This window comes from Paenibacillus ihumii (assembly GCF_001403875.1).
Classification (GTDB): domain Bacteria; phylum Bacillota; class Bacilli; order Paenibacillales; family Paenibacillaceae; genus Fontibacillus; species Fontibacillus ihumii.
Genome location: NZ_LN884299.1, coordinates 528,437 through 552,409 on the forward strand (window position 1 = coordinate 528,437; position 23,973 = coordinate 552,409).

13 protein-coding genes are annotated in these 23,973 nt (G+C 54.3%); all 13 read right to left on the reverse strand.

Annotated features, from left to right (window positions below; translation table 11 throughout):
* Positions 1-337: 337 nt before the first annotated feature.
* Positions 338-3,154: an alpha-mannosidase gene (locus BN2762_RS10230; RefSeq protein WP_055106904.1), complete on the reverse strand. Its 2,817-nt coding sequence runs from the start codon at positions 3,152-3,154 to the stop codon at positions 338-340.
* Positions 3,155-3,207: 53 nt separating this feature from the next.
* Positions 3,208-4,194, reverse strand: a complete 987-nt coding sequence (locus BN2762_RS10235; RefSeq protein WP_055106905.1) for a glycoside hydrolase family 130 protein — start codon at positions 4,192-4,194, stop codon at positions 3,208-3,210.
* A 108-nt stretch (positions 4,195-4,302) separates the two neighbouring features.
* Positions 4,303-5,622 carry a glycoside hydrolase family 125 protein gene (locus BN2762_RS10240; RefSeq protein ID WP_055106906.1) on the reverse strand — a complete coding sequence of 440 codons (1,320 nt, stop codon included), beginning with the start codon at positions 5,620-5,622 and terminating at the stop codon, positions 4,303-4,305.
* A 66-nt stretch (positions 5,623-5,688) separates the two neighbouring features.
* Complete coding sequence (locus BN2762_RS10245) at positions 5,689-9,126, reverse strand: glycoside hydrolase family 38 N-terminal domain-containing protein (RefSeq protein WP_083484855.1); 3,438 nt, start codon at positions 9,124-9,126, stop codon at positions 5,689-5,691.
* A 2-nt stretch (positions 9,127-9,128) separates the two neighbouring features.
* On the reverse strand, positions 9,129-11,429 hold the full coding sequence (locus BN2762_RS10250; RefSeq protein ID WP_055109905.1) for a glycoside hydrolase family 3 N-terminal domain-containing protein: 2,301 nt from the start codon (positions 11,427-11,429) through the stop codon (positions 9,129-9,131).
* 37 nt (positions 11,430-11,466) lie between these two features.
* Positions 11,467-12,384 (reverse strand): carbohydrate ABC transporter permease, encoded by a 918-nt coding sequence (locus tag BN2762_RS10255; RefSeq protein WP_055106907.1) that lies wholly within the window; start codon positions 12,382-12,384, stop codon positions 11,467-11,469.
* 18 nt (positions 12,385-12,402) lie between these two features.
* On the reverse strand, positions 12,403-13,293 hold the full coding sequence (locus BN2762_RS10260) for an ABC transporter permease (RefSeq protein ID WP_392391589.1): 891 nt from the start codon (positions 13,291-13,293) through the stop codon (positions 12,403-12,405).
* 121 nt (positions 13,294-13,414) lie between these two features.
* Positions 13,415-14,905, reverse strand: coding sequence for an ABC transporter substrate-binding protein (locus tag BN2762_RS10265; protein ID WP_055106909.1), 1,491 nt, complete (start codon positions 14,903-14,905; stop codon positions 13,415-13,417).
* A 258-nt stretch (positions 14,906-15,163) separates the two neighbouring features.
* Entirely contained in the window at positions 15,164-16,684 is a 1,521-nt protein-coding gene (locus BN2762_RS10270) for a response regulator transcription factor (RefSeq protein ID WP_055106910.1), read from the reverse strand.
* A complete protein-coding gene (locus BN2762_RS10275) occupies positions 16,677-18,500 on the reverse strand; it encodes a sensor histidine kinase (protein ID WP_055106911.1) in 1,824 nt (607 codons plus the stop codon). Before BN2762_RS10275 ends, BN2762_RS10270 begins: the two co-directional genes overlap by 8 nt.
* 257 nt (positions 18,501-18,757) lie before the next feature.
* Positions 18,758-21,169 carry an FtsX-like permease family protein gene (locus tag BN2762_RS10280; RefSeq protein ID WP_055106912.1) on the reverse strand — a complete coding sequence of 804 codons (2,412 nt, stop codon included), beginning with the start codon at positions 21,167-21,169 and terminating at the stop codon, positions 18,758-18,760.
* 3 nt (positions 21,170-21,172) lie between these two features.
* On the reverse strand, positions 21,173-21,949 hold the full coding sequence (locus BN2762_RS10285; protein ID WP_055106913.1) for an ABC transporter ATP-binding protein: 777 nt from the start codon (positions 21,947-21,949) through the stop codon (positions 21,173-21,175).
* Between the two features lie 412 nt (positions 21,950-22,361).
* Positions 22,362-23,861, reverse strand: coding sequence for a xylulokinase (gene xylB, locus BN2762_RS10290; protein WP_055106914.1), 1,500 nt, complete (start codon positions 23,859-23,861; stop codon positions 22,362-22,364).
* Positions 23,862-23,973: the final 112 nt, after the last annotated feature.

The following is a 23,973-nucleotide window of genomic DNA, read 5'->3' on the forward strand; positions in this document are numbered from 1 at the left end:
TTTCGGCTTTCAGCCTCTAGCTCTCAGTTTTTGGCCTTCAGCTCTCAGTTTTTAGACTACAACTCTCAGCTTTTGGCCTTCAACTCTCAGCTTTTAGACTTCAGCTCTCAGCTTTTACCCTTCAACTCTCAGCTTTTGGCCTTCAGCTCTCAGCTTTTAGCTCTCGGCTCTTGGCTTTAGCTCCTAACCTTTGGCCTCATCTTTGCTTCCAACTTCCCTTCACCTTTACTGCCGATACTGCCGATACTGCCGAGCCGCCGTCATGCAGCGCACCGCGCGCACTTGGAGCTGCGTGCGGTGCGAGCCTTCGGCTACTATTTCTGGCATCGAGCCTAATTTACTGGCGAAGCCCCACAGTCACAATTTCGCTGGGCCCGACCAGCATAGACAATCCGCCCGCGGCATTGCCGGATAGCGGCTCCTGCAGCTCTTCCAGAATCGTCGTCTTATAGAAGAACTTCTGGTCCATCCCCGACGACAGCGTGAGCTCGGACGGCTGGCTGCTCATATTGTACCAGCGGAGCAGCAAATCCCCCGTCTCCTCGTTCATTTTCAAGGAAGAGAACGCGAGCTCCTTGCTTTCCCATTGGAACGGAGCATAGGTCGATGCGATCGTGCCAGCATGCACCCCGGTCTGGCACAGCGTCCACGGAACCTGGAACTGGTAGGCTTGCGCAAAAGCGCCAGACGCCATGCCATCCCCGGAATGCGGGATCAGCATCATGTGAACCGTGTGCTCCCCAAGGCACTGCGCTTCCGGTGTCAGGAACAGGCCCCAGTCGCCAAGCTCGCCCACGCTGCGCAGCAATGTGATCGCAATCGTATTGCGGCCGTCGCGCAGCACCTCGTATTCATTCAAGCCGAGATTGGCCACGGTCAAGCCTGCTCCAGCAGCCTCGTCGCTCACATCCACGAATGCCTGCTGATGCTGGGTATTGCTCGGGTTGACCCATTCCGGTGCCGGCACATTGTCCCGTACCGGTATCTCGAACATCGAGTCGGCGCGGTGCACGGAAGCGGACAAATCCGTATGGAATAATGCCCGCAGCCGATGATCCTTGGCCTTGTTATCGATGGTCGTCTCGATATGAACCCCCTTGCCGCCGCGCTCCAGGGACAGGATTGTCCGCAGCTTCAAGCTGACGGTCTCCCGGCTGCGCTGGGCCTTACGCTCTGGATAGTACACGAGCGCACGCTGCTCCTCGTCGAGCGTGGCATCGGCCGAAGCCGGAACCTCCCAATCATGCACGATCTCGATGGACGCACGGTATGGCGTATCCTCCAGTACGGAGATGCCAGCCTGAAGTCCTGTGGTCGTCAGCGCTGTTTCACCCTCCGGCTGTCTGTACATATACTCGTTCCCGATATCCCCCGTATTCTCATACACGCCAAGATCGCGATAGACGCGGCCAGTTGCCTTGTCCGTCAACGAGAACGATCCGTCGTCCGCGATTTCAACCCGAAGCCATTCGTTCTCCATCATGCGCTCGCTGCGAAGTAAGGACGAACCGGAACCTGAAGAACCAGAATTAGAACCACATCCAGATCCAAAACCAGAACCGAAGCCCGAAGCGGCAGCACCGGAGATTGACGCAGCAGACGCGGAGCGGCGCACCCATGCATACGCACGCAGTCCGAGCGCAGGCACCTGCTCCGCCAGGAACGTCAGCTTCACCCGCCGGCACATATAAGGCTGACGGAACTTGTCATCCGGCAGATCATAGCCGAATAGAAGCCCCAGATCCTCCACTGTCACATCGAGTGGATTTCCTTGATCGTCCACAAGCACGCGGCCGGAAAGGTCGACCTCCTTCATCCGTCGAGCTGTCTCCTCCAGCGTGAAGCCTTCCCGCAAATACAGGCGCGCGGCATCAAGCTCTATGCTGACTGTGCCGGACCGCTCCCAGCCTGTCGTGTTAAACGCTACAAGCGGCAGCGCATCTTCGCCATAGGAAGCGAAGGCCGAGGTGTCCACCGCAGAGGCAATGGCCTGTTTGCTATCGTCGATGATCGCCTCCGCGACATGGCGGCTCTTCTCAAATCGCGTCACCATCTCCCGGTGCACCTCGTCTACGCTGCAGCCGCAAATGCTGTCATGCGGATGATTCTGCATCAATGTCTTCCAGGCATAGGTAAACAAGTGATGCGGATACTTCTGCTGGCCTAACACCTGGGCGAACGAAGCGAGCGGTTCTGCTACCTTCTCCAGCAGCGCCTGGCCCTTCTGGTTCATCTGCTTCAAATAGACGCGGGCCGATGCCGTATTAACGAGCGTGCCCCAGCCGTCCGTGCGCTGGCTGCGCAGCTCGCCCTTGACGGTCGAGAGGCTGTGATTGTCTACAGCCTGCTCCACCGCCTGCAGGTAATCCGGGAAATTCGAATGAATGAATTCCGTATCCGGGTACAGCTTCCGCGCCATTTCGATCGCCTCCGGCAAATCGAGCTGTACCGGCTGGTGGTCGCAGCCGTTCATGAACAGCAGCTCGCTCGTCGAGGCGTATTTCTCCGCATCCGCCAGCTTGCGATCCCAGAACGCTCTTGCTTCCGCTTCGTCCACAGGCACTTCATTGCCGTTCGAGTACCAGTTGGCAAAGAGGATGCCGAGCACCTTGGAGCCGTCCGGCCCTTCCCAGATCAGCTCCGAGAAGGAAGACTCATAACCGTCATCCGATACGGTATTGTTGAACCCGGTCGGCTTCACGCCGCGTCCGAAGAATACGTTCGTAATCCCGGACTGCTGCATGAGCTGCGGCGTCTGGCCTACCAGCCCGAACGTATCCGGGAAGTAGCCGATTTTGGCCACCTCGCCATAACGTTTAACATCCTGATGCCCGATCTGCATGTTCCGCACATTGGCTTCCCCGCTCGTCAGAAAAGCATCCTGCAAAATATACCAGGGCCCGATCAGCAGACGCCCGTCGGTAATATGTCGCTGCAGCCGTTCCTGGTTCTCGGGGCGAACCTGGAGGTAATCCTCCAGAATAATCGTCTGTCCATCGAGATAGAAGCTGCGGAATTCGCTATCTCCGTCCAGCTTGTCCAACAAGGCATCAATAAGCTGCACCAGCCTTACATGGTGCTTCTCATAAGGCAAATACCACTCCCGGTCCCAGTGGGTATGGGAAATGATATGCGCTGTTTTTCTTTTCTCCATGTCCGATTACCTGCCTTCCCTTTAACGATTTATATCCGCAACCAACCTTCAGCTCACAGCGGGTACTCTTCCATATAGCTCAGCAGCTCATCCACCGTCGTGAAGGCCAGTCCTGTCACCGTATCGGCACAGCCGTAGTAGATCGCAATCCGGCCGGTATCGGCATCCGTCAAAGCTGCGCATGGGAAGGTGACATTTGGCACGTCGCCTACGCATTCGTACATCGTCTCCGGGCCGAGGATATAATTGCGGGATCTGGCGATCACCTTCCATGGCTCATCCAGGTCAAGCAGAGCACAGCCCATGCGGTATACGAAGCCATTGCAGGTATTGATAACACCGTGATAAATCAACAGCCAACCCTTGTCCGTTTCGATCGGAACCGGGCCAGGGCCGATTTTTTTCGACTGCCAAGCCGACTCATCCCCGTTAATTGTCCCCATCACATAACGGTGTTTTCCCCAGAACGTAAGATCCGGGCTTACGCTGTAGAAAATATCGCCAAATGGCGTATGCCCCGTGTCGCTGGGACGGCTGACCATGGCATAGTAATCGCCGATTTTGCGCGGGAACAGCACCCCGTTGCGGTTATATGGGAGAAAGGCGTTCTCCAGCTGGTGGAACGTTTTGAAGTCCTCCGTATAGCCGATTCCGATGGTTGGGCCATGATACCCGTTGCACCAGGTAATATAATAGCGTTCCCCGATCTTAACCACCCGAGGGTCGTAACGGTATTCCCGTTTGGTGATTTCAGGATCTCCCTCAAACACGATCGGCTCGTGATTGATCGTCCAGTTCACGCCATCCTCGCTAAATCCGGCGAAAATATCCATGCTCACGGATCTGGAATCACAGCGGAACACACCGGCAAACTTGCCTTCGAACGGAACCACAGCGGAATTAAATACACTGTTGGAATTAGGGATCGCATTGCGTTCGATAATCGGGTTGGCTGAATAGCGCCAGACCGGGGCATTCAAACCGGCGGGCTTGTCCTGCCAAGGGATATTTTTCAAGGACTCTCCAATAATTTTGCTCATGGTTTATGTCTCCTTTGTACAATAATCGCACTATGAATTCATTCATCAAAAAATTGGGGTTCAGTTACACTAGCTCAGTTAGAAGCAGCGCAATGCCATCCGGCTCAGTTACAAAATACCTTCCTTCATGGCACGGTACACGAGCTGGGAGAACAGGCTGTTCGACCAAGCGAACCAGCTTCGCGTAAAGATCGAAGGATCGTCCGCATGGAAGCCTTCATGCATGAAGCCTGTATCAGCATCCGTCGCTTCCAGCATCGCGATCATTTCCAGCTTCTCTTCCTTCGTCTGAGCGGTTATGCCTTGCATGGAAAGCGCCATATGCCAAATGTAATCCTTCGGCGTATGCGGGCTGCCGATCCCCCGCGCCTTTTTCCCTTCAAAATAGAACGGATTCTCCTTGCTCAGCGCGAAGCGCCGCGTATTCTGATAGACCTCATCATCGGCCGTCACATAGCCCAGGTACGGAATCGACATCAAGCCTGGGGTTCCCGCATCGTCCATCAGGCAGTAGTTGCCATAGCCGTCGGTTTCGTAAGCATAAATCGGCCCGAACTCCGGATGGCGGTAGATGCCGTACAGCTTGATTCCATGATCCACCTCGAACTCCAGCTCCTTCAGCTCCGCCAGGAGGTCCATATCCCGGAACACCCATTCCGCGAATTCCTGCATCTGGCGCAGAGCAACGACCGCAAACATATTGCCCGGTATGTTGTAGTGGAAATCGCAGGCATCGTCACTCGAACGGAAGCCCGACCAGATCATGCCCGTATAGTTGACCGGCATTCCCAGCCCATTGTTGCGGAGGGAATCCTCCGGTATCCCGTTATTGCGGGTGAAACGATACGCGGATTGTTCGAAATGACGCTGCTCCGTCTTGAATACATCGACGATTTTACGCATGGCTGCTTTAAAGCCCGCATCGAAAATATCAGTCAGCTCCGTCTCTTTCCAGTACATATAAGCGAGGCGGATCACGAAGCATAATGAATCGATTTCGAACTTCCGCTCCCATACCCATGGCGACATTTCCGTCTCGTCCGTCGTGTTCCAGTGCCAGTCATTGGCGGTCTCGTTAAATGCATTGGCATACGGGTCGATATGAATATATTGAATATGGCGCTTGATCAGCCCGCCGATAATCCGCTGCAAATCAGCATCGTCCTTGGCTAGAGGAACGTAATGAATGACCTGCTCCACAGAGTCGCGCAGCCATAAGGCCGGGATATCGCCGGTAATGACGAAGGTCGTGCCGTCGTCCATCAGCTTGGTGGTCGTCTCCAGCGTGTTGGGAAAAGTATTCTTGAACAGCTTCAGCAGCTTGGGACGATGCGCCAGCTTCTCCTCGGCCTCCTGCAGTACCTCCTGCACCGCCCTTGGCAGCTCCAGCTTCGGCATTGGAATCTTCGGTAATCTGAATTGTTCCATGTCGTTTCTCTCCTTATATGTCCTTATATATCGAGCAATAATTTAGGCTCCATGTACCCAAGTGTTCTAATGCTTGATCTTCAACGTCTTGATTTCATATGGCGCAAAAGATAGAGCAAGGACCCCATTGCCAGGGTTCATTCGTTCCGTCTCCTCTTCCAGCGCGTTAGACAGCCACGCTTCCTGCACAGGCTGTGCCCAGCGAAGCTCCACATCCTCCCGGCCTCCGGAGGATTCGTAGAAGCGCAGGATTGTCCCGCTTCCATCCTCCGCCGGCTTGACGGTATCGAGGATAACGTGCTGTCCCGTAAAGACGATGAAGGAATGCTCTGCGGGAAGCTGCCCTTGTCTCAGCTCGGCGGCTGCAACGACGGAGGCATGATTCAGCTCGGACGCTTGCCTTACCGTATGCGCGGACTGCCAGTCCCCTTGATGAGGATAGAGCGAATATACAAACTCATGCTCGCCAAGATCCGCTGTAACATCCGGCCATTTCGGCGCCCGCAGCAAGGATAGCCGGATGGTGCTGCCCTGAACATCGTAGCCGTATTTGCTGTCATTAAGCAGACTTACGCCATACCCCCGCTCGGACACATCGGCAAAGCGATGGCCGCACACCTCATACTGGGCCTGCTCCCAGCTCGTATTGCGATGAGTTGGCCGCTCCAGAGCCCCGAACGGAATTTCATAGGTGGCCTTGTCGGTTACGACATTGACCGGGAAGCCGACCTTGAGCAGCTTATGGGCTTCATTCCAGTCGACATGCGTCTTGAAATCGATTCGAGGACTATAGCGATAGAAAATGATATCCTGCGTAATGACCGACTGGCCGATGCTCCAGCGGAAGCGCAGCACGTCCTTCGTTGCCCCCGTCAGCAAAATGCGCTTCTCCAGCAGCTCGGCCTCTCCTGCCGGCTGCTGCTCGTAACGGTCATCGATATCCCATGCGTCCCATAGTGTCGGACGGTCATGGAAGAAATGAAAGCGATTGGCCGCCTCCCCTTGCTTCACGATCTCCCGGCTCGCCCGCTTGTCGAACAGGCTGATGATTTCTCCCCGATCATTGAAGCGGACAAGGTAATACTCCGTCTCCCAGACCGCTAGATCCTGCGGCTTATCTTTGCCTGGTGCAGCCTCATCAGCGACCGAATCCGTATCCAGCTCGGCCGTCACAGGATCGGCCTCAAGCCAAATCGTCGTATAACCGAAGGCGGGAATGTTCTTCACCAGAACCCATACCGTCCGCTTGCCCTGGTCATCGCGGCTGACGTCAACCGCAAGGCGCTGCCCTTGCGCATCATAAGCAGCCACCCCTGCGGAGATAGGAGTCTCTTCTGCATCGCTCTCCTCTAATTCAATGGCAACAACTTCACTACGGCTCCAGCCCAGGCTGTTGAATATGATGTAAGGCTTGCCATGGCTTGGCACTGCCCCTGCGTCTGAATTTGCGTCATAACCGCCGTTGCCGTCCCCCGGCAGGGTTGTAATCATTTCCGCCAGAGCTTGGATGCCGTACCCCAGCACAGTCTCGCCATTCTCGAAGACTTCAGCATACTCCTTCATCGAGGTGACGTAGCTCTCGGTAATGGCAGAGCCCGGAATAATGTCATGGAACTGGTTGAGCAGGATCAGCTTCCAGCCGTCGTGGAGGCGCTGATCCGCCTCCTGCCGCAGCTCCGGCTTCATGTCCTGTGCAGCCAGCGCATTCCACAGCTCCGCCTCGCGGTACAATATTTCCGCCTTGCGATTGTTCAGCTTGTTGCGGCCATGGGTCGTATACGTTCCGCGGTGCAGCTCCAGATACAAGTCGCCATGCCATTCCGGCAGCTTGGGCCCGGCCTCCGCAATCCCGGCGAAGAATGCCTTCGCCGTGCTGTAGCGGCTGGCCGGCTGCCCGACCATCAGGTCGGCGCGGTCGATATACTCCAGCATTTCGCGGGTCACGCCGCCGCCGCCATCCCCATGGCCATAGAGCAGCATCTGCTCGTTATGCTTGGCCTTCTCCCGGTAGGACTGCCAGTGATCATGCACGTCCTTCGGCAGCGTATTCTCGTTCACGCCATGGTTCAAATAGGAGAGCATCGCCGTTCCGTCAATGCCCACCCAGTGGAACAGATCGTAGGGGAACACATTCGTGTCATTCCAGCCCAGCTTCGTGGTCATGAAGTAGCGAATGCCGCCATGCCGCAGTATTTGCGGCAGCGAAGCGCAGTATCCGAACGTATCCGGCAGCCATTCGATATCCGAGGTCATGCCGAATTCCTCCTGGTAGAACCGCTGGCCATACAGCATTTGCCGCATCAGCGATTCGCCGCTCGGAATGTTCAGATCCGGCTCAACCCACATGCCGCCAACCAGCTCCCAGTGCCCTTCTCTGATTCTTTCCTTGACCCGTTCATACAGCTCTGGATCGTTATCCTTCAAATAAGCGAACAATTGCGGCTGGCTCTGCGCATATCGGTATTGCGGATATTCATCCATCAGGGCATCAACTGTAGAGAAGGTGCGGCTCGTCTTGCGAACCGTCTCCCGCGCCGGCCACAGCCAGGCGATATCGATATGCGATTGCCCTACCATATGCAGCGTGCCTTCTGCATTGCCGCCAATTTCGTGAACGTTGTTCCTCAGTTCCTTCTCGATATGCTCAACGGCTTCACCGCCGCGAATTTCCTCCTCGCTCAAAGACACAAACCGGTCCATCGCCCGATACAGCGCCTCGATTAGCCGAGTGCGGCGAAAATCCTGCTCCGGCAGCAGCAGCATGGAGTCGCGGACAATTACAGCCGTATACATCAGGCTTTGCACGGCACGATTCACCAGCACCAGGCTGCTGCGGATCGACGTAATCGGCGGTTGAATGACCGCCTGCTGATTCAAGGGGTCTACCGGCTCGGGGATCGGGTCGAAGAGCTCAATCTCCAGGTCGAGGACGCTGCCATCCCGCTCCGGCCGCAGCGTAACGAACGTATGGTTGCGATCCAGCCCCTGATAAGAGGCGCCGTTGACCCGAAGCAATCCCTCTCCGCCCGACTCGAAGACGAGGCCGATATGAGCGCTAGGCTCATGATGCCCGTTGCGCCGTTCCTGAGCGCTCTGCAAGTTACTAGCATTCTGCGCTTTATGGGCGTCATGAGCAGCATAGGCTTGATGGGCACTATGGGCGTCATGAGTACCATAGGCGTCATGAGTACCATAGGCGTCATGAGCCCCATGGGCGTCATGAACACCCCGGGAGTCATTCCCGCTAAGCTTGGCAGCCTCATTAGACTTGTAATTTCCGCCAAGCCAAGCCGCAGGAATTTCAAGCCGCTGCCTGAAAAAATACGTCGTCCCCTGCGTGCTCGGAAACCGCTCCAGATCGCGTCCTTCGGCATATGTCCCAAAATGCTCATATTCGCCAGGCAAATGATAGGCCGCATAAGAAATATCCCAATCCGCCAGCTCGCGAGACGCCAGCCACTGACGCTCCGACAGCTCGCGAATGAACCTCCTGATCCGCTCCATCGTTATTCCTCCTCCCGCACCGTAAGATCGACGCTCTCCCCGTCGTTCACATGCTTGCCGACATAAATTTTGAATTGCCCCGGCTCCACGACCGGTTTATGATCAAGCCCGATGTACTCCAGCTGCTCACGGCCCACCTTGAAGCTCACTTCCCGGCTTTCGCCCGGGGCAAGCTGGAGCTTCGCAAAGCCCTTCAGCTCCTTGGCCGGTCTCGTCACTTTACTGGCCACATCGGAAACATACATCTGCACAACTTCTGCTCCCGCAACCTGACCGGCATTCGTCACGGTGACGCTGACGACCGCCTCTTCATCCGCCGAAATAACCGCCGGCTCTACGCGAAGGCCAGAATAAGCAAACTCCGTGTAGCTCAGCCCGTAGCCGAACGGATAGCGCGGCTGGGCGTCCTCCTCCAAATAACGCTTGCCCCGCGAGCGCTTGCCGTTATAGTAAACAGGAAGCTGGCCGACATGCTTCGGAATCGAGATCGTCAAGCGGCCTGACGGATTTACGTCGCCGAACAGCACATCCGCAACCGCATGGCCGCCCTCCTGCCCCGGATACCAGGCCTCTACGACCGCATGGGCATGCTCCTCGATCCATGGCTCGGCAATCGGCCGGCCATTGATATAGACAACCACAACCGGCTTACCCAGCTTGTGAATCTCTTGCACAAGCTCCAGCTGTACGCCCGATAATTGCAGGGAAATGCGGTCGATTCCTTCGCCGCAGTCCATGTCGCTCCAGGAATTCTCCGTCACCTTGGACGCACCCGTCCGCAGATCGATCGTGCCTTCGCCGAAATCACGGGCACTGGAGCCCCCAACGACCATCACGACCGTGTCGGCCTGCTCCGCGCAGGATAAGGCATATTCAAAGCCTTCCCTGGAATCGCCTTTAATCCGGCAGCCCGGCGCATACAGCACCCGCTCCGGCTGACCGGCAAGCTTGCTGCGGATGCCCTCCAGCACGGTGACCACCTTATCCTTAGGCTGAGGGGACGTATAATCCCCGAGCTGGTTATACCCGGCATCCGCATTGGGCCCGATAACGGCAATTTTGCCTGCCGTTTTCGATAGCGGCAGAACGCCGTCCTCGTTCTTCAGCAGCACGATGCCTTCGCCAGCGATCCGGCGTGCCAGCTCTTTATGCTCATCGCTGCCGATCACCTCCGCCGCCCGCTCCGGGTCGGCATAAGGACGCTCGAACAAGCCCAGCTTGAATTTTAGCGTCAGCACCCGGCGCACAGCCGTATCGACCACTTCCATATCCAGCTTGCCTTGGCGCACCGCTTCCACCAGGTACTTGCCGAACATTTCGCCCGACATTTCCATATCGATGCCTGCGGTAATGGCCTGAATCGCAGCGTCCATCCCGTCCTCAGCCACATCATGACCCGCAGCGAGCATATCGATCGCTCCGCAGTCGGTAATGACCATGCCATCGAAGCCCCACTCCTCGCGAAGCACATCGTCCAATAGCTCCCGATTCGTCGTGCACGGCACCCCGTCGATTTCGTTGTAAGCCGGCATAATGGACCTCGCGCCTGCTTCAACCGCCTTCCTGAACGGCAGCATATCCACTTCCAGCAGCTCCCGCATACCCATATGCACAGGCCCGGCATTTCTGCCCCCTTCGGAGCTGCCGTACCCGACAAAGTGCTTGAGGGTAGCTGCAACGGTATCCTCCCGGTCTAACGAATCTCCTTGCAATCCTTCCACCGAAGCGACCGCCATTTCGCCGATCAGATAGGGGTCTTCCCCGAAGCATTCCTCCGTCCGGCCCCAGCGCGGATCGCGAACAACATCCAGCACGGGCGAATAAGTGACCGCGCCGCCCTGGCTTCTCGTCTCCAGCGCGACCGCACGGCACATCTCGCGATACAGCTCCACATTCCAGGTGCTGCCCAGCGACAGCGGCACAGGGAACACCGTCGCGCCAATCGCCATATGTCCGTGAGAACACTCCTCCCCGATCAGAATCGGGATGCCGAGCCGGGAATTCTCGATGGCGTAGCGCTGAATTTCATTCACCGCCTCAGCCCCTTCCCGGGGAGACAATCCCGTTTCCAGCGTAACCCCTGTCCACGGGTCCGCTCGAAGCGTGCCGTAGAGAGAACCGACGCCACCGTTCTTCACTTGTTCCTTGAAGGATTCCGTAAGACGGATTGTTCCATCTATATGCTCATAGGCTTGCCAGCCGAAAGTTTGAATCAGCTGCCCCGCCTTCTCTTCCAATGTCATAAGCCCGAGCAGATGCTCTACCCGTTCTTCCGTTGGTTTGTGCCTATCTTTATAGATCATGGTCATCGTCTCCACTCTCTCCTCTACCTCGATGATCTTATTCTTTAACAGCCCCAATGGTCAGACCTTGAATGAAATAGCGCTGGAAGAAGGGATAAGCAAAAATAATCGGTCCCGTCGCGAGAACAACCATCGCCATGCGGGATGTATCCTGCGGCATCGAACGCAGCGCCTCCAGGCTAAGCGAGCTATTCTGCGAGTTCTGCATAATGAATTGCATACTTGTCTCGATCCGCATCAGCATCGATTGCAGCGGAACCAGATTCGGATTATCGATATAGAGCAGGGCGTTGAACCAGTCATTCCAGTAGCCGAGCGTGCTGAACAGCCCGATCGTAGCAAGGCCCGGCAGAGACAGCGGCAATACCAGCTTGAGGAAAATACGGAATTCGCCCGCGCCGTCGATTTTGCCCGATTCCAGAATCGCATCCGGAACACTGGTGCTATAGAAGGTTCGCAGAATCATAATATAGAACGCATTTACGGCCAGCGGCAGAATCAATGCCCAAATCGTATCCTTCAGACCGAGCAGCTGCGTCGTAACGATATACGTCGGAACGAGTCCGCCGTTGAACAGCATCGTAAAGAAAGCAAAGAAGGAGAAGAAATTGCGATATTTAAAGCTTTTGCGCGAGATGGCATAAGCATAAAATGCGATAAACAATAGACTGATTATCGTCCCTACAACGGTTACGAATATCGTTACTCCGTATGAACGGAGCAGTGTATCCCCCGTCTGAAACACATATTTATAGGCTTCAAGACTCCACTTGGCAGGCAGCAGACGATAGCCGTCACGCGCCAGGACTCCTTCATCCGTGAAGGAAATGATGACTACGAATAGAAATGGAAATACGCACACAAAGGAAAAAATGCCGGCAATCAGATTGAATATGAAATTCCAAGGCTTGGATAAATGGTGAAAATCTCTTGTTTTTATAGCACTTTGCGCCATGTTGCTTCTCACTCCCTTCTAGAACAATGCATTGTCTTTATCGAACTTGCGCACAATGTAGTTTGACGTCATAACAAGCGTAAAGCCGACGATCGACTGATACAGGCCAGCTGCGGTACTCATGCCGATTTCGCCTGTCGTCTTAAGCCCACGGTACACATACGTATCGATAACGTTCGTGACGGCATACAGGCTTCCCGAGTTTCTCGGCACCTGGTAGAAGAGACCGAAGTCCGCGTAGAATATTTTCCCGACCGCAAGCAGCGTCATAATCGTAATGATCGGAGCAAGCATCGGCACCGTGATGCGGCGGATTTGCTGCCATTTATTCGCTCCGTCGATCATCGCCGCTTCATACAGCGATCTGTCGATCCCCATAATCGCCGCCAGATAGACGACGCTGTTGTAGCCGACCGCCTTCCACAGATAGACTAGGATAATGATGAAAGGCCAATATTTCGGATCGGCATACCATTGGATAGGATCCATGCCAAGACCTTTAAACACCTGATTCAGCAGACCGCGCTCGGAGCTCAGGAAGCTGAATGCAAAATAGCCGACGATGACCCAGGACAAAAAATACGGGAGGAACATGCCGGTTTGATATATTTTCGCCAAGCGTTTGTTTACGATTTCAGAGAGCACAATGGCCAATAATACGGACAATACTAAACCGATAAAAATAAATGCCAGATTATACAGCAGCGTGTTGCGCGTAATGACGAAAGCGTCGTTCGTGCTGAACAGAAACTTGAAATTGTCCCATCCGACCCATTTACTGTTCACGATACTCGCCCAGAAGCCGTCTCTATGGAAGCGGTACTGCTTGAAGGCAATGACGGTACCCAGCATCGGCAGATAGGAAAAGAAGAGAAACCACAATGCACCCGGCAAAACCATAAGCAGCATAACTTTGTTTTTCGCGATGTCTTTAAAAAAGCTGCCGATTTTTCTCACGCTTACCCCTCCTGTTGGTTATTGAAAAAGAAGACCGGGAGGGCCATTCACCCGCCCGATCTTCAATTCCTTCCTACTTGTTGCTTGCAGCTCTCCACTCGTCAATCTGTCTTTGAGCTTCCGCGATAATCTTGTCCAGACCTGCGGCTTTGAATTTCTCGTTTGCTTTTGGCAAATACTCTTCCGGGTCTACCGTACCCGTCATGAGGGATGCCCAGAATTCGTCCTTCACGTTCTGCACAGCGGCAATTTCACTGGCTACATTCGTTGCATCGAAGTTGAAGCCAAGCAATGGCGCGTTTTTACCCGAAGCGTTGAACTCTTTGAATTGCTCCCATTTATCTGCCGGATCATTCTCATTCAAGTAAGTGATCAGGATGTTCCCCAGCGAGAAGGTAGGCATGTCATAGTTCTTGGATTCCTCCAGATTTCTCATGACATTGTCGCCGACTTTCTCATAGTGGACGCCTTCGATCCCCGAATCGATCATGTTGCGGAGCACAGGGTCTGTGTTAAGCAGGTTCAGGAATTCCATCGCTTTCTCAGGGTATTTCGAGTTTGCGGAAATCGCTTGCATCGAACCCATAACAGACCAGTTATATACATAAGCATCGCCAGCAGGCGTAGAGGTTACAGGATAACCATAGCTTGCAGACCAGAGGTTATTAGCCAGCGGCTGTGTAGCCGCACGGTCCGAGAACCATTTGCCGGATTTGTACAAATCGTCTACCGAAGTTGTGGTTGCGGCCTCGGGAGAAATATAGCCGGCTTGATAGAACTTGCGCATCGTCTTCAATGTTTCCTTCGCTTCCTCGGTTTCCAGGATGTTCACGACTTTATAATCCTTAGTGTCCAAGTAGACGGCCATCGGCATTTTTTCAATCACATAGTCGAACGGCATCAGCGGCACATGGTCATTCACGATCGCATAAGGCGTTATGCCCGGCTCATTCTCCTTGATGACCTTCAGCAGAGGCTCAAGGCTCTCCAGAGAGCGAACGTTCGAAATGTCTAAATTGTATTTATCAAGCAATTCCTGATTGAAGCGGTAAACCTCCTGAGCCGGCAATTCCTTGTTGGCAGGGACCGCGTAGTTGTGTCCATCGACCTTAGAGCCCTCGAGGAATGCAGGGTCAAGCACTTCCTTGATGCCCTTGCCGTGGGTATCTAGCAGCTCGTCGATTTCCATGAATGCGCCTTTGCGCGCGTTTTGCACGTAATCGAATGCCCATGAGCTGGTGAACAGAATGTCCATCGGCTCTCCGGATGCAGCCATGACCTGCATTTTTTGCGTATAATCCCCGAAGTCGATCATTTTCATTTTGATCGTTGCATTGATTTTTTCCTTGGTGTATTTGTTGACTTCCTCCATAACCCGGTCAACATCCTTCTGCGGTGTGCCAATCGTGTACCAGATCAATTCAACCGGCTTGTCAGAGCTGCCTCCAGCGCCCGAAGCCGCTCCATTGTCGCTAGCCTTGCCGCCTCCGCATGCACTGAGCACTAGTGTAAGCGCCATCAGGGATGCTAGAACCAGAGCAAATCTTTTTCTTTGTTTAGCCATTACGTGTGAACCTCCCTTTGATGTAGCCTGTCGAATGATAAAACATGACAACGCTATCGTTCCTCCGGGCAGCCGGATTATTCATGCTTCGGCTCCTGCTGAAGGAAGTGACTGGATTACCGTTCGCAGGCTGGCTTTTCGCCTTGATTTCCTTATCAGGACTATCTTAACTGTAATTTATGAAAGCATTTTCAAATAGAAGCTAAATTAAATATATCCTGTCGAAAATAAAGAAAAGAGCCCTCCAGCGATGCTTCGCTAGACAAGCCCTTTGAATTCGGTCGGCGATATGCCGACATATTTTTTGAATTGCTTATAAAAGTAACCCGACTCCCAGTACCCGACATTCCGCGCGATTTCCTGCACCTTCATATTGGTCGTCCGGAGCAGCTCCTTCGCCTTCTCGATGCGGTATCGGTTGATGTACTCCGTAAATGTCTCGTTAAGTTCCTTATGGAACAGCTGTCCCAGGTACACCGGGTGAATATTGTACATCGAGCCGAGCACCTTCAGCGACAAATCCTGATGGTACGATTCATGGATATAGTTGAGCACCTGCTGGACGACAGGACTTTTCACATCGCGTTCCAGCTGGCCCACCGTCATCGCCGCCGCTTCCTTGATCATCTCCACCAGCCCGGCCACCGTCGTCGTCCTCCGGATTTGGCTAAGGCCGCCCTTGTACAGCTCCGGCTCCTCGGTATGGGTGATTTCCTGCAGCAGCATTTTGAAGCGGATCAGCCATTCCATCGCCATCTCCTGGAGCATCTCCGGCGTAATGCCCTCCAATTGCTGCAGGTAGGCGAAGTCTCTTTCAATCCGGAGATACAGCGCCTCCGTTTCCTTCGCCATCACCTCTTTCTTGTATTCCGCCCAGTCGATCGGCCCCTCCTCCAGATGTGTCTCCTGCTGCTGGCTGGCCAAATCCTCGTACCGCAAAATCCGGTCCGCCGGCCGCACCATGAAGTATTCCTGCGCCCGCTTGGCATGGTCATAGCTCTGGGACGCATTCTCCACCATTTCCAAACTGCCAAGCGATACGTAGAGCTTGTGGCGGGAAGACAGCAGCAGGCGTAAATCATCGCTGATGCGCTGCGCATCCTCCTTGCCCGATAAGGCATCATCCGCGTTGAACACCAGCACGATATCGCCGTCCATATCCCGGAAGGGAACGATATCCTCGGATGAATTCAGCTGCCTCGTCACGGATTCGAACACCTCCGTCACGGAACGCTCGGCCCGCAATATCGCTACCTGCACATAGGGCTTGTCCAGCCGAATGTCCAGCAGGTCGGCCCGCTCCCGGAATTCCCTCGGACTGATCTGATCCCGCAGCCAGCGGTACATCACGTTATCCCTTAAGATCCGCATGCTCTGCTCGCTGAGGGTAAGCTCCGAACGGGTGACATTCAATTTTTGCACGACCGTCCTCAGAGTTCCCTCGAATTCCTCCAAATTGATCGGCTTCAGCAGATAGTTCTCGATGCCAAGCGCCATGCCTTCTTTTAAATAATCAAATTCATTATAGCCGCTAAGAACGATCACCTTCAGCTCAGGGTAAATGCCCCGAATGCTGCGAATTAAATCCAGGCCATTCATGACAGGCATTGAAATGTCTGTAATCAGAATATCGGCCGGCGTTGCCTTCATCGCTTCAAGCGCAAGCGCGCCATTCTCCGCATGTCCTACAATCTCCAGGCCCTGCTTGGCCCAATCCACAATATCGTATAGACCCTCGATAATAAACGGCTCATCATCGACGATGAACACTTTATACATGCTTGATTACCCCCTCTCCCTGCCGGGGAAAACGAACGGTCAGTATAGTGCCCTGCCCTTCCTCGCTTTCGATTTCCAGGCCATAGCGGTCGCCGTATAACAGCTCCAGTCGTTCATGTATGCTGCGGAGCCCGAACGATTCCGCGTTCTCCTCCGGATGATGAAGTCCTCTGATGATTTGCTCCAGCCGATCCGGGGAAATGCCCTTTCCGTTATCCTTCACCTGAACGATGCAATCCTCGCCGCTGGATTGGACAGAGATGTCTATATGATTGTCATTACGGTCAGGCCTCATGCCATGCAGGATGTAATTTTCAATGATCGGCTGCAGCGACATTTTGAATATCGGGATGTGCTCGAACGGCTTGTCGCATTGAATCGTATAGGCGAATTTATCCTTATACCGGATGCGGAACAGCTCCAGATACAGACGGCACGCCTCCAGCTCGTCCTTCAGCGTGTAGCTGCTTTTTTGCTGGACATAGCTCTTGAAGAGCACCGACAGGCTGTAAATCATCTCGGCGACATCACTGGCCCCCTGGGATATGGCCCGCATGCGAATGACCTCCAGCGTATTGTACAGAAAATGGGGATTTACCCTGGCCTCCAGCGCGGCAAGCTCGGTATGCTTCTGCTTGATCTCCGCCTTAAGCACCCGGTCGATATACAGGTTCAATTCATCCAGCATGTCATTGAAGCTCTTGGAAATTTGGCCGAGCTCGTCCTCCCGCGAATCTGCGATGCGCGCCTTCAGGTCGCCCTTCTTCACCCTTCTCATCAAGCGAATAATATTATAGATCCGCTTCGCAAAGTTGCCGATGAACAGAGAGGGCACGATGATCGCGACCAGTATACAGATCAAAGAGATCATTAGAATAGAGTTCCGGATGCCCTTATAGGTGGCGACGATCTCCTCCCTGGGAACTGCGCTGAGTACGGTAAAGCCTCCCTGACTCTGGGTCAGCTTCGTTATGGTCACCCCTTCCGCGATCACCCCGGTGTCATAAATGGAATTTACCTGCTCGGCATAAGGATATTTGCGGCCGTAAAAGGTGTTGGAAGTGTCAAACAGCACATCGCCGTCCGCGGACAGCACGACAATTGTGCCCTTCAACTCCTCCCGGTAGTTGGCGAGACTCTCCCCAATCCGCTCCCCGTCAAAATAAACGAGCAGCTGCCCGATATTGCGCAGCGATTGCTTGTTGTTCACCGGGATGCGCAGCGAGTACATCGGCTCATCCGGCAAATTGGCAATTTTCCGGACCCAGATATTCGGAAGCGAGACCTGAGCCCCTTCATCCAGATACATCGCATCCGGCACGAAGGAACGGGCGGCATTCGTCGGGATGATTTTGAACTGCTTATGCTGATTGTAGACATATAAATGCTGCTGATCCGCACTGTACAGCATCAAGCTGCGAATGTCGGGGTCATCCTCCATCTTGTTGCGGAAGAACCGTACCGCATCGGTCGTTGCTCCGATATCGTTATAGAACTTATCCAATCTGAAACGGACGTATTCCTCATAAGGATGCTCCATAAAGAATGAGGTGTTGTTGGCCAGCTCGCTGTCCCGGTAGACATCGCGCATCATATTTTGCACGGATTCATATTTGCCGCCGATATAGCTGCTAACGCTTTCAACGGCCCGCTTCTGGATGTTCATCTGGCGCTGCACCGCAGCCTCCGACATGGATACGAATATCATGTAGGAGAACGTTATAATTGTCACAATCATGATGATCGAAAAGAATAGAATCATTTTCAAGAACAGATTGTTCTTGAAATATTTCCGGTATACATTGCCGATGATCATGGTAACCTCCTCAGAATATCGCTTATTATAACACGGCTGTGGACAAAATTCTTAGTTGGGGACCCCTCGGGGCGGGATTAAAAAAAGGAAATCGCCCCTGCAAACGGCAATTTCCCTTGGATCTAACAATGCGTTATATTTTGCGGCAGTTTGTTATATCTACGGTTAATTTTCTGCCAATGTGCTTATTTTACAGTCGATCTTTTGGACAGTATGCTCTATTCTGCGGCCGATCTTCACGACAGCATAGTACTGCTCTATTCGGCTGTCAGGATTCGCGGAGAAGTCTTCTGTACCGGCCTGGATGCAAACCAGGAGCCCAAGCATGCAGCCAAAATGCTTATAGGAACCATCATGGCAATTCCTCCGCCGTTTACGATTAACGGAACCTCGACCATGCCGTAATCGGCTAGGACGACGTTAAGCAGCCGGGGCAGGAGCAGCCAGCCGATGGGAACTCCGGCCAAAGCCCCCAGCGCCGATACGGCCAGGATGCCTCCCGCCAAGGACATGCGGATGCGCCCCGAGGTCATGCCGACCGATTTATAGATGCCGCAGATTCGGCTGTCCTTTGTGATCTGGATGCGGCAAATGCTATAGATCAGCACGAACGTAACGACAACGAACAAGAGAGCCATGATTGACACCGGTAATATGATTATGGCGACGGCCTGGGAGAATACTTCATCGACCAATGCGGCTTGGGTCGCCGCCCAGATCGCGCTTCCATACCTGTCCTGCAGCTCGCCCGCGAACGAATCGGCCGGCACGCCAGCATGCAAATTAATGAAGACCGTATTCATGCGCCCGCCAAAATCAGGGCTTGCCCCGCCGACTGCATCCGCCGTTACGCGACCAGTATAGGACATGTTCGCTATGGCTTGATATATTCCCGTCACCGTAAGGGTGCGCTTCTCTCCCTCGATATAAATGTCCAGGGGATCGCCGACATCCAGCTTCAGCTTGCGGGCGATGTTCACGCCGATGGAAATTTCCTGCCCGGCAGCGGGGTTGCGGCCCCGAAGATTCTCATAGCCGATTTCATCGTAATTCCCCTCCGCCACCATCAGCAGAATCCCCATCGTACCCTGCTCCATTTCCGCGGCAAGCTCCGCATCGATCGGCAGCACGGCATTGGCGTCTCCATATCGGCTGTAGTTCTTTATCCTCTCATCCGTCAGCACTTCCTCCTGAAGCCGTTCATAGTTCAGCCTTGAAGGATCGTCGATTCTTACGGATAAATCGGCCGAGTCATATCCCCATTTGGCAATCGTGCCATGAATAGAGGTTATGCTGTGCACGAACACAAAGCCGAACACGAGCACCGCGCTGGACAACGCCGTGATCAGGAGCATCAGCACGGATGGGCGAAGGTTCGCGGTCACGCTCCTCAGCCCGAGGACCCACTCCAGCGGAAGCCCGCCCAATTTATGCAGCTTCTTCCGCCATCCGCCTTCGCGGCCCAACCTCCGGGCGTTGGCCTTCTCCGGCATGCCGTAACGGATCGCCTGCGCCGGCTCGATGCCGCGGGCTCGGCTGGCGAACAGCAGCGCCGTGAGACTTACAGCCGCAATTACCGCGAGCCCTGCCCATAGTGCAATCATCGAGAATTGAACGTTCGAGGCTCCCGCGCCGGTATAGAGATAAGCCAGGGAACTGCGGACGATTTGATTCGCAATCCAATAACTGAAGCCGATGCCCGGAAGGACCGCCACCGAGGCCAGCAGCGCATACTGCAGAACGTAGACCATGATTACTTGGCGCGAGGACAAGCCCATGGACTTGATGATACCGATCGTTCTGTAGCTCGACAGGATCGCATCGGAGATCGTAAATCCCAGCGTGTACAAGGCAGCGGATATCATGACAACCGCCAGAAATACCATGATGAAGCTGACGAGCTGATTCGCGATCATGTAGTAAGCGGATAGGCTCTCAAAATCCTTGACCGACTCCAGATAAGGCATGCCGAGAAACTTCTCAAAGCTTTCCCAGTAAGCCCGGTTCTGGCTGTAATCCTCGAACCGCAGTCCAGCCATATACATGTCGCGGCCCTGCAGGGAGGACATATGGGCATCGTAATCGCCGCCATTCAGCCAAATTCTCCCGCTGGTCGCAAACGGCGAACAATACGATATATCCACGACCACCGCTGCAACCTGCAGCTGGAAGCTCCCCTTCTCCGTCTTGAATTCAACAGAATCGCCTGCCTGGATATCGTTAGAATAGGCTAAGGATGTCGGTATCCATACAGTTCCTGGCTGAGGCGCCTGCCTCTCCTCCCCCTGAACGAACACCAGCTGATCGACAGGAAAAGGTCCCTTCGGCGTATCCATCATAAACAAGTCGACATTGGGAATTTCCCGGCCGGCGTGGGACATGCTGGACAAGTAGCGGTACCGCATCATTTCCGAAGCTGTAACGCCCTCCTGTCCGGCCCACCACTGATGAACCTGTGCCGGATCATGAATGCCGTTCTCCAGGCGGAGAATCTGATGCGCTCCGTGAACCTTGGCATGCAGGCCTTCATATTCGCGGCTCGTATTTTGAATGACTTGCACGGCTGTGGAGAGCAGCAGGGCGGATAACAGGATGATGACCGCCATGAAGCCGTTTTGCACTTTTTTGTTGCTGAGGTTCGACCAGCATAATTTCCATACGGCGTACATCCTTTACCGCCCCTTCCCTGACATAAACGCAAAAATCTGGTCTTCTCTAAGCTTCAGCTGCTCCGGTTCGTATTGGCCCAGCTCCAGAATGCCATCGATATGTCCGTCCTTCACAAGGATCAGGCGATCTGCCCGGCAGGCTGCCCGAAGATCATGGGTCACCATAACGATCGACTGGGAGCTGCGGTTCATCTCGGTCAGAATATCCAGAATGACCGTCCCCTGCTCCTGACTGAGCGCTCCCGTCGGCTCATCGGCAAAAATCACCTCAGGCGAATTGATCAGCGCCCTGGCGATGGCCGCCCGCTGCTGCTGCCCGCCGGAGACCTGGGAAGGCAGGCGATCCGCCTGCTCGCCGATCCCCATTCTCCGCAGCAGGCTTAGCGCCTGCTTGTGGACTTCGCTGCTGCTGCGGCCGGCTACATATCCCGGAAAAGCGACGTTCTCAAGCAAGGTGAAATCCGGAATCAAATGAATGGACTGATATACGTACCCGATTTTGCGCGTGCGAAAATCCATAAGCTCCCGCTCCGAATACCGGTCGATCCGCTGCCCCTTGAAATAGACCTCTCCCGAGGTGAGCGCATCTAGACCGCTAAGCAGATACAGCAGCGTGGATTTCCCCGAGCCGGAGCTGCCCATAATGACGGTAAATTCCCCCGCGTATAGTTTCAGGCTTACGCCTTTGGCTGCATGGAATTGCTCCGTCCCTGCAGAGTAAATTTTAGACAAATTGACCGCCTCGATCAGCACAGCCTCGCCAGAATTAGCCGCAGCCATAAAGATCCCTCCTCCAACGTAGTTTCATGCAAAAAATTCTTGAGAGCTCCTTCCTGCATGGAATCTCCTCTGTTCATATCCGCCACATCGCTTACTCAGCAATAAAGCTATGATCAGTACTATTTAATGATCAGTAGTAGGATATCCACATCCTACCATTCACTACTGAATAATGCAAGATACTGGAGTAAATTTTTTCCTCCCTCTATTCTCAGCATAGGACTGAATCTGCATAACAGCGGTTGTTCGGCCATTGACTATTTAAGCCCCAACACAAAGAGCACCGGAATCCGGTGCTCTTGTTAGCTGCCATTCCATGACCCATTATCATGAAATGGCCCGTGCCGAGGCGGCCTCTATTAGCCTTCTCACGCAACGATGATTTCTTTTCCCGTATTGATGATTTCTGCGATTACTGCTCTCTGAACTCCTGCAGGCCCTCGTTCAAGGAACGGGTTGCCGAATATACCTGCTGGTACAGCTTGAACAGCCGCGCATATTTCTCGACATTCGCTGCATTCGGCTCGTACGTGGCACGGTATCCGATGAATTGGTCCGCGCAGTCCTTGAGGCTGTCGAACCAGCCGCTGCCTACTGCGGCCATCATCGCTGCGCCCATAGCCGGGCCTTGCTCATTGTTCAAGGCGACGACCGGAGTGCCAAAAATATCCGCCTGCATCTGCAGCCATACCGGATTCTTGGCGCCGCCGCCGATCGAAATGATGCGCTCTACGTGAATTCCCGCTTGACGGAACAGCTCCAGCGACTCCGCCAGCGAGAACGTGATGCCCTCCATCACAGCACGGGCAAGGTGCTCGCGGCGATGCGTGCCGGACAGCCCGATGAAGCTGCCGCGAATCACGCTGTCCGCATGCGGCGTGCGCTCGCCGACCAGATACGGCGTGAACAGCAGCCCCTCCGCTCCCGGAGCGATATCGGCCACCGGCTTGAGCAACTCGTCGAAGCTCAGCTCTGGCGCGAGCGAATCCTTGAACCAGCTCATGCTGTAGCCCGCAGCCAGCGTAACGCCCATCGCATAGAAGGCGCCCGGATGGGAGTGATTGAAGAAATGCACTTTGCCGGCGAAATCTTTATTCTTATCTTCCTCATACGACAAAATAACGCCAGACGTCCCGATGCTGCAGAGCGCATCGCCTTGACGCACGATCCCGGCTCCGACCGCTCCGCAGGCATTGTCCGCTCCGCCTCCGAATACCTTCGTGCTTGTGGAGAGCCCGGTCAGTTCAGCGAATTCCGGCAGCAGAGTTCCCGTCTCTTCAGTGCTTCCAACCAGCGGAGGAGCGAATTCTGCGGATAACCCGAAGGCCTCCAGGATTTCCTCGCTCCACTTCGCTTCCGGTACGTTCAGCATCAGCGTACCCGCCGCATCGGACAGCTCCATCGCGACGTTCCCTGTCATACGGTAACGCAAGTAATCCTTCGGCAGCACGAAGCGCGCCGCCTTCGCGAACAGCTCTGGCTCGTTCTCCTGCACCCAGAGAATCTTCGGCAGCGTGAAGCCTTCCAGCGCCGCATTTCTGGTAATGTCCAGCAGCTTGTCGCCAAGCTTGGCCTCAATCTCCCGGCACTGCTTCGTCGTGCGGGTATCATTCCACAGAATGGCATGGCGCAGCACTTCATTCTTCTCATCGAGCAGCACAAGGCCGTGCATTTGGCCGGAGAACGAGACGCCCTCAATATCCTCCGCAGCAACTCCGCTGCTGTTCATGAGCTCTTTAAGACAAGCGACCGTACCTTTTACCCATTCTTCAGGATCTTGTTCGCTATACCCTGGACGCTCATGAATAAGCGGATAAGCTGCCGTGGCTTCCCCTTTAATTTCCCCGTCTTTGCCAACCAGCAGCGTCTTTACCGAGCTAGTGCCTAAATCGATACCGATTACGTATTTCATCCGTGACTCTCCCTTCGCCATTTTAAACTTTAATAAAATAAGTGTTCAAAAAGCAAGCCGTTCAGCACCAATATTGACTTCTTGAACTTCTCCTCATATTCAAAAGGGGACG